Annotated in this window: 9 protein-coding genes and 2 pseudogenes; 4 read left to right on the top strand and 7 right to left on the bottom strand. The window is 66.6% G+C overall.

Annotated elements, in window-relative coordinates:
• Positions 1–54: 54 nt before the first annotated feature.
• The 4 genes and pseudogenes from QZY44_RS35705 to QZY44_RS35710 form a co-directional block, all read left to right on the top strand.
• Positions 55–156, top strand: a pseudogene (locus QZY44_RS35705) (hypothetical protein); the annotation flags it as partial.
• Between the two features lie 64 nt (positions 157–220).
• Positions 221–400: a hypothetical protein gene (locus QZY44_RS08735; protein WP_295445141.1), complete on the top strand. Its 180-nt coding sequence runs from the start codon at positions 221–223 to the stop codon at positions 398–400.
• 53 nt (positions 401–453) lie between these two features.
• The gene (locus tag QZY44_RS08740) at positions 454–726 is read left to right on the top strand and encodes an antitoxin (protein ID WP_295445144.1); all 273 of its coding nucleotides are present in this window, start codon (positions 454–456) and stop codon (positions 724–726) included.
• Positions 727–754: 28 nt separating this feature from the next.
• A pseudogene (locus QZY44_RS35710) lies at positions 755–865 on the top strand (VapC toxin family PIN domain ribonuclease); the annotation flags it as partial.
• 129 nt (positions 866–994) lie between these two features.
• Here QZY44_RS35710 and QZY44_RS08745 read toward each other — a convergent pair.
• The 7 genes from QZY44_RS08745 to QZY44_RS08775 all read right to left on the bottom strand — a co-directional run.
• On the bottom strand, positions 995–2,287 hold the full coding sequence (locus tag QZY44_RS08745; RefSeq protein ID WP_295445147.1) for a TrbI/VirB10 family protein: 1,293 nt from the start codon (positions 2,285–2,287) through the stop codon (positions 995–997).
• Positions 2,284–3,330 carry a type-F conjugative transfer system secretin TraK gene (locus tag QZY44_RS08750; RefSeq protein WP_295445150.1) on the bottom strand — a complete coding sequence of 349 codons (1,047 nt, stop codon included), beginning with the start codon at positions 3,328–3,330 and terminating at the stop codon, positions 2,284–2,286. The genes QZY44_RS08745 and QZY44_RS08750 overlap by 4 nt, the downstream gene beginning before the upstream one ends.
• The gene (locus QZY44_RS08755) at positions 3,327–3,938 is read right to left on the bottom strand and encodes a TraE/TraK family type IV conjugative transfer system protein (protein WP_295445153.1); all 612 of its coding nucleotides are present in this window, start codon (positions 3,936–3,938) and stop codon (positions 3,327–3,329) included. Before QZY44_RS08755 ends, QZY44_RS08750 begins: the two co-directional genes overlap by 4 nt.
• A complete protein-coding gene (gene traL, locus QZY44_RS08760; protein ID WP_295445156.1) occupies positions 3,935–4,219 on the bottom strand; it encodes a type IV conjugative transfer system protein TraL in 285 nt (94 codons plus the stop codon). Before traL ends, QZY44_RS08755 begins: the two co-directional genes overlap by 4 nt.
• A gap of 108 nt (positions 4,220–4,327) precedes the next feature.
• Positions 4,328–4,996 (bottom strand): DUF4400 domain-containing protein, encoded by a 669-nt coding sequence (locus QZY44_RS08765; RefSeq protein ID WP_295445160.1) that lies wholly within the window; start codon positions 4,994–4,996, stop codon positions 4,328–4,330.
• Positions 4,986–5,384, bottom strand: a complete 399-nt coding sequence (locus QZY44_RS08770; protein ID WP_295445163.1) for a hypothetical protein — start codon at positions 5,382–5,384, stop codon at positions 4,986–4,988. Before QZY44_RS08770 ends, QZY44_RS08765 begins: the two co-directional genes overlap by 11 nt.
• Positions 5,381–6,084, bottom strand: a 704-nt coding sequence (locus QZY44_RS08775; RefSeq protein ID WP_295445166.1) for a type IV secretion system DNA-binding domain-containing protein, incomplete at its 5' end; no start/stop codon positions are given. The genes QZY44_RS08775 and QZY44_RS08770, both read right to left, overlap by 4 nt.

A 6,084-nucleotide genomic window follows, 5' to 3' on the forward strand; every position in this document is an offset into this window, starting at 1 on the left:
GGGCAGGTGGAGATCATCATTCGCGGTGATTGCGGCTTCTGTCGCGACGACATGATGGCGTGGTGCGAGGCCAACGCTGTCCAGCTTGTCCTTGGGCTGGCTAGAAATAGATTCTTTATCATTGATATAGAGGAATTCATGGGCGAGACTGAGCACCGCTATCACGAGCACGCGCAGGCCAGTCGGGTGTTTGACGATTTCAGCTACCGCACCCGCGAGGATGGCCAAGGGGCAGTTCTACGAGATCAAGGCCGGGGATGTGTGGCAGGCAGCGAGCGTTGCACAGCAGGCCGCCGCGCTCACGGACCGTCTGGAGCCGACCCGGGAACTGATCAGCCGACTGGCCGCCCATACCGACACCGACCCCTTCGTCCGCAAGCATCTGCTCGCCCCCTTGTGAACGATTTCGGCTAGACTTCGCCTAGGCGTACAACATAGGCGAGAGGTGATTTCATGATCGATACCCAGCCTCGGGCATCCGCTCCGCATCCTGCCCAAGTGCGTACCGCGCGGCTCTTCCGCAACGGGAGCAACCAGGCGATGCGGCTGCCTCGCGACCTCGAGATCGATGCCGACGAGGTGCTGATCCATCGCGAGGGCGACAGCATCGTCCTGACGCCCAAACCGCACTCCTGGGATGACTACTTCGCCCGGGGGCAGCGACTCACCGAGGATTTTCCCGACGCTATCGACGCGCCCCCACCCCAGGCCCGGGAAGCCCTCTGATGCGTTGGATGCTCGACACCAATACCTGCATGCGGAAATCCGCACCGAGTTGGAGGCCCAAGGGACCCCCATCGAATCCAACGACCTGCTGATTGCAGCACACACGATGTACCTGGGCTGCACATTGGTCACGAATAACGATATGCCACCCCTGCCAGCCCCCATCGGCCCCCTGCCCTCGGGCGAGGAGACCGCCCGCGACAGCCCGCGGCTACGCCGTTTCTGTGCGGCTGAATCGTCATTGTCATCGAGACAGCACACACCCACATCACCCCGGCGCATCCCGACTCAATCGCAGCGAGACCCCTTTGTTCAGGATCAACTCCACTGCCCGTCCCGCATCGACTTCGAGCACCGGAAAGGTCTGATCGGCCATCCTCATATAGAAGTCGGCGAGCTTCTCCATCGCCCCGCCCACCCCACCGGCAACCGCGGATTCGGCCGCCTGGGGCGAGAACATCGACTGAAACTGCATCTGGCTACCGGCGCCCGCCGCCGACAGGGGAATGGTCGGGACCTGGGTGAACACTTTCGCGAAGGACTGGAGGAAGCCCGCCTGCATGGCATTGGCGAGCATGGTGCCTTGCTTTGACACCAGTCGGCCACGGACCCCGACCTTGCCGTCCTCGCCCACCGCGTAACCGTCGATCGGGACCTCGATCACACCGCCATCGGTACGCACGCAGGTCAGGGTCTCCGAGCGCAGGTAGGCCCGTTCCGAGCCCAAATCCCCAAAGCCCCCGACGATCACGAAGCACTCCTTCACATCGGCGCGGAAGCGGTTCGGCAGGATGGCCTGGGCCTTGATCCGGATCAGCGCGGGGGTCGGCTGGGTGCGCGCCCCTTGCCCGGTGGGTGCATCCATCCCGTTGAGGAACACACCACGCAAGATGGTCCCGGCGGGAATGAACAGGGCGTCTTTGGCGGCGGCGGTCGGCCCGCTCGCCACCTTGGGCGGGGCGGCGGTCACGACGCGAATGTCCATCGCCCGCGCCCCGGCGGGTGCGACTGCCTCGGGTAGGGTCGGCGACGGCGCGCGGGTGAACATCTGCTCGATCGGGCGTTCCTGACGTGGCGGCACGGGGACGGGCGCGGGCACCACCGGTAGCGGCTCGGCCGGTCGGCCAGGCACCCGCTCACTCGGTGGCGTGACCACCGTGGGCGCCTGCTTGGCCGCGTCCAGTTGTTGCCGCAGCGCCGCCACCTCGGCCTTCAGTTCATCCATGGCGAGGCGTTGGTCAAGGGCGGCGGGATCGCCCGGACTGGCGGCCGCCGCGTCGGTGGCTTTCTTACTCAGCGCCAGACTGTCATTCAGATCATCGACATGCTTTTCCATGCGCGCCAGCCGCGTGGCCAGCCCCTCGACCCCCATCGTGCGCGGATCGGTATCGGTGAGCAGGTTGCGGACGAGGCGTTCCTGGGGGGTCGCCGCCGGCTCCAGCGGCTTGACGGTGCTGACGCTCAGCGCGGCCAACGCAAATAGCCCGCCCCCTGCGGCGGCGAACATCGCCCAGCGCTGGACCTTGGGCGAGAGGGCGTTCCACTGCGTCTTGAGGCTCATCGCGCGGCGCCCTGCTGCAGGACCAGCAACACTTCAGTCTCCTGGCCCGGCGCCAGGGTCTTTAACGGCCAGGCACCGACCGCGGCCACCACCTGACCAACATCACAGGCCGACTCGTTGGCGGGGATGGTCCGCGACCCGGTGTTCCGCACGCCCACCGTGACCACGCGCGCGCTCGGCCCCTCGGCGAGTTGGGTGTTGAGCACCTTGAGCCCGGGCAGACACCGGACCGACGGCGCATTGGTCTTGCTGACCTGGAAGCCCGTCGGCAGGCGCCGCTGGGCCATGGCCCGCAACAGGTCGGTGAGGCCCTCGACGTAAGCCGCCGCATCGAACCCATCGCTGCTCGCGGCTGGGCCCTCGCTGGCCGCCGGGGCGGTGGTCTGCGTGGGGCGCTCTTTGGGCCGATACCCCGGAACGGTGACCCGCACCTCGCGGGGTGGGACGTGGCGCGGGGCCAGGGTGAGCGAGAGCGCGGTCTCGTTGCCGCTGCCATCGGTGATCCAGAGCGCGACCGGCTCCTCGCTGGCGGTGGCCAGATAGACTACCCGACCATCGACCGTCGTGCTCGCATTGGACACGGTATGCACCACGGGGGTGGCAAAGGGGGTGACGATCCGGTTCAGATGATCGATGGCCACCTCGATCAACGCCGTTGTACCGGGCTCGACCGAGACATTGCGCGGTCCCAGTTCCAGCCCGCCGGAGGGTGGGCGGGGTCCCAGCGCGACGCGCTGAAAGCGGGCGGCGGATGGCGGACTCGCGGCGGGACTCGCGGCGGAACTGGCGGCCGGCCGCACCTCCCCCTGGCCAACGACCTGGCGAATGGCCAGTGGGACCGGGACCGCTGCCGGGACCACTGGTGGGACCCATGGTGCAGGTGCCTTCGGCGGCTCCGTGTTGGTCTGCTGGCCGCCATCCAGCAGCACCGTCGGCGCTACCGCCGGGAGTTCGATCCCCGTGGCGGGCTGCGCCTTCACGGTACCCACCAGGAGGCTGGCGAGCAATGCGCTGAGGAGACGGCGGGGAAATGCGTGGGTCACGATGGGTCTCCCCGAGGGGCGCTCGGCGGTTTCGGGGGTTCGGTGCTCAGCCGCGCGGGACCCGGATAGACATCCAGGTACGCCACGCGGGGGCGATAGTTTTGGAAGATGATGCGTAGGACGTAGGTCCGCTCGATCGCAACCGGTTGCGCACCGGGACCGGTGGTGACGTGTTTGCCGGTGATGTAGATGTTGTCGTTCTTGGGGTCATGCGTAATGGCGCCGGGCTCAAAGGAGAGGCTGACGTTCTCGCGTTTGATCGCGGTGGTCTGCTCGTCCAGGACCTTGAGGACCTCCTGACGGATGGCCGCCGCCAACAGCGGGTCCAGCGCGGTGATCAGGAAATTGGCATTGCTGGGGGTGACATGGCCCAACAGCTCCACCACGAACAGCGCCCACACGTCTTTGGCTTCCTGGCTGGCCGAATTGCGCCCGATCGTGACCTCGTGCTCCAGGGTCGGCGGGACCAGGACGACCGTGCGGTCGGTTTGGATCAGGGTGACGGCCAGCGCGATATTCGCCGCGATCAGCAGTAGGATGAATAGCCGGTTGAAACGATTTTCGCGATTCACCCCGTCCCAGGTGGACAGGAACCGTTGCAGGGTCACGGTAACCACCGCCGACAGAAGGGGTTCGGCGTGGTCCGTCCCTTGATGGGCAGGAGGCCGAACCAGTACAGGGCGTGCAGGGCATGTCCATCCGGTCGGCTCTCCCGGTACTTGGAGTAGAACCGCACGAGCAGCAGGCCGATCAGTACAAACATGCCCAACCGGTCGGCCAGGATACCAACCACCAGCATGAGGACGATCGGCGCCAGGTCGTCGATACGCCACAGCAGCAGGTGAGGTGGATCATCGACATATTTCGGCATTTCGAGTTGCGGCTTCATGGTTTCCCCCGGGTGATCTTCTGACCCGTGATGATGCCAGGCAACACCCCCGGGCCGTGAGCGCCCAAGGTTGCAGTTTGGAGGGGGGAATGCGGGAGGTGCCGCGCGCTACCAGCGTTTCTGCGTGTTGGCGAGCGCGAGCCCGAAGAGCGCGGCAACAATCGCCCCGACGATCGGCATACCCATCGCCGGCAAGACGATCGGGACCAGGAAGAGCGTGCCGACGCCCACCAGGAGCCAGACGATCACCCGCAAGGAGAGCGCATGGGCCAGCGGGCTGGCGTAGGCAAAGCTGTGTTGGCGGATGCGCCGGCGCACCCAGCCGTCACCCCAGGCGGCCAGGAACAACATCAGGAAAAACGGCCACCAGGAAAACAGGACCGCCACGCGTTGCAGGGCCAGGGCGAGCGCACCCCAGATCACATCCAAGCGACCCCGCAACCAGGGCCAGATCGGGTTGGTGGCCAGGGGCTCCATGCCGTAGGCCGGCGTGTGCGGATCGGGCAGCAGGAGGCGGTAGCTGTATTGCTGGAGGCGGGTTTGGATGAAGGCGGCGTCATACCAGCCGGCCGCGCGATCGAGGATGGCGTTCGCACTGCGGGGGCCTACCGCCTGGACCAACGCCGCGAGTTCCTCTTGATTCACGCGGCGTTCCCAGTCGCTCGGCACCATCGCGGCGAACAACAGAAACTCCATGATGAACAGGATCAGCCCGGCGGCAATGGTCCAGAGCCAGACGCCTTGGCCCTCCTGGCTGTCGTGACTGTTATCCAGCATCGGTGTCACGCCCGGCGCGCGCCGGCACCACGGACAACTGCCGGCCGATGATGCGCCGTTGGGCGTGCGTCAGGGCCATGGCCAAGGCCCGATGTTCGTCCGGCTCCAGCACGGCCGCGATCCCCGCGATGAAGGCACGGAAGCGGTCGCGATCGGACTGCCGGGCGTGTTTCGCGGCGCCATACGCGGTGATCGCCTGGCTGACAATGAGGTCCAGCCGTGCGTGCAGGCGGTCAATCGCATAGCAGGTGCTGAGCCCGACCGCCAAGCGCTCCAGCAGTGCCCGGCTATCCGGCCAGGCGATCTCGATCTGAGTCAGCGCGTCGCGCTGGGCGCGGCGCGTGAGGACCGCATTGAGGTGTTGTCTGCCCACCTTCGCGGCGCTCACTCGGAAACCGCCGCGGTGTTCGGCTCGGACGGCGGCGTTGGCGGCACGTCAGCCACCATCGGAGCGTCCGGCATGGTACCGACCGCGGCTCGCGGCGCACCAAGAATCGGGAGCCGTCCTTTTGAGACCCGTCCCCCCGACCACAACGCGACATACTCGAAGTTCGGCAGTTGACCCAAGAGCGCCGGGGGGAACAGGTCGACCTCCTCCTCCATCAACCGCTCGCCGGTGTTGCCGGTGTAGAGCAGCGGGTTGGTGGAATCGGTGGTGCTGCCGTGGGCGGCCATGATGCTCACCACACGGGCCATGGGCAGGCTCTCCGCAATATATTTCTGCGTCTCCGCATCGAGCACCCGCAGCGCCACGACATTATTGATGTTGCCCAGGACCTGCCGGGCTTTATCGGCATCGCTCCCGGTCTCGCTCGGGATCAGGGCGGCCACGCGGCTCGCCAGTTCGGTGGCCCGGCTGAAGCTGTGCAGCGGGTCGATGCGCACGGACGCGGCGGGAAAGGCCGGATGGAAATAGACGAAGCGCTGGGGTCTCCCGGCCAGGGCACAGGCGCGCTCGGCGGTCCGGCGCAGGTCTTGGTCGCCTTTGGGGTCGATAATAACGACTGCCTCATCGCGCAACACGGCCTGGGTGACGAGAAGATCAAAGGCGCGCGTCTTGCCGGCACCCGTGGTGCCCACGATCAGCA

This window comes from uncultured Thiodictyon sp. (assembly GCA_903837595.1).
Classification (GTDB): Bacteria; Pseudomonadota; Gammaproteobacteria; order Chromatiales; family Chromatiaceae; genus Thiodictyon.

Bases quoted from the DNA above. Each gene is read 5' to 3' on its own strand.
- QZY44_RS08740 (WP_295445144.1), top strand. From the start codon at position 454: ATGATCGATACCCAGCCTCGGGCATCCGCTCCGCATCCTGCCCAAGTG.
- QZY44_RS08735 (WP_295445141.1), top strand. From the start codon at position 221: ATGGCCAAGGGGCAGTTCTACGAGATCAAGGCCGGGGATGTGTGGCAG.
- QZY44_RS08765 (WP_295445160.1), bottom strand. From the start codon at position 4,996: ATGCTGGATAACAGTCACGACAGCCAGGAGGGCCAAGGCGTCTGGCTC.
- traL (WP_295445156.1), bottom strand. From the start codon at position 4,219: ATGAAGCCGCAACTCGAAATGCCGAAATATGTCGATGATCCACCTCAC.
- QZY44_RS08745 (WP_295445147.1), bottom strand. From the start codon at position 2,287: ATGAGCCTCAAGACGCAGTGGAACGCCCTCTCGCCCAAGGTCCAGCGC.